The sequence below is a fragment of the Streptomyces sp. NPDC058664 genome (assembly GCF_042716635.1).
In the GTDB taxonomy this organism is placed as follows: domain Bacteria; phylum Actinomycetota; class Actinomycetes; order Streptomycetales; family Streptomycetaceae; genus Streptomyces.
This window is the reverse complement of sequence record NZ_JBHXRW010000262.1, coordinates 1-1,026: the sequence shown is the minus strand read 5'-3', so window position 1 is coordinate 1,026 and position 1,026 is coordinate 1. Positions and strand designations below refer to the sequence as shown.

The 1,026-nt window shown below is 66.0% G+C and carries 1 protein-coding gene; it reads right to left on the bottom strand.

Annotated elements, in window-relative coordinates:
- Positions 1-1,026, bottom strand: a 1,026-nt coding sequence (locus tag ACFWUY_RS42015; protein WP_384122461.1) for a DEAD/DEAH box helicase, incomplete at both ends; no start/stop codon positions are given.

Sequence of the window (1,026 nt, the reverse complement as noted above, 5' to 3'; positions counted from 1 at the left end):
GTTCTCGGTGATCGAGTCACCGAACTTCGAGGCACGGGTCGCGTTGACGTCGTCGACCGACGGCAGCTGCATCTCGGTGAGCGCGCTCTTGGTGGCCCGCTCGATCGACTTGAGCAGGTGCCGCTCACGCGGGGCCACGAACAGCAGCGCCTCACCCGAACGGCCCGCGCGGCCGGTGCGGCCGATGCGGTGCACGTAGGACTCGGTGTCGTGCGGGATGTCGTAGTTGACCACGTGCGAGATGCGGTCGACATCGAGACCACGCGCGGCCACGTCGGTGGCGACGAGGATGTCGATGCCACCCGACTTCAGCTGCCCGATGGTGCGTTCACGCTGGTTCTGCGCGATGTCGCCGTTGATCGCGGCGGCGGAGAAACCACGCGAGCGCAACTTCTCGGCCAGCTCCTCGGTGGCCTGCTTGGTGCGCACGAAGATGATCATCGCCTCGAAGGCTTCGACCTCGAGCACGCGCGTCAGGGCATCGAGCTTGCGCTGATGCGACACCTGCACGTAGCGCTGGGTGATGTTGGAGCTGGTCTGAGTCGTGGACTTGACCGTGATCTCGACCGGGTCGTTGAGGTACTGCTTGGAGATCTTGCGGATCACGCCCGGCATGGTGGCCGAGAACAGCGCGACCTGCTTGTCCTTGGGGGTGTCGCGCAGGATGCGCTCGACGTCTTCCTGGAAGCCCATCTTGAGCATCTCGTCGGCCTCGTCGAGCACCAGGTAGCGCAGCTCGGAGAGATCGAGCGTGCCCTTCTCCAGGTGATCGATCACGCGACCGGGCGTACCGACCACCACGTGCGCGCCGCGGCGCAGACCCGACAGCTGCACGCCGTAGCTCTGCCCGCCGTAGATCGGCAGCACGTGCAGGCCGGGGATGTGCGAGGAGTACTTGCCGAAGGCCTCGGCGACCTGGATCGCGAGCTCACGAGTCGGCGCGAGCACCAGAGCGCTCGGCTTCTTCTGCGCGGTGTCCAGGTTCATCAGAATCGGGATCGCGAATGCGGCGGTCTTACCGGTGCC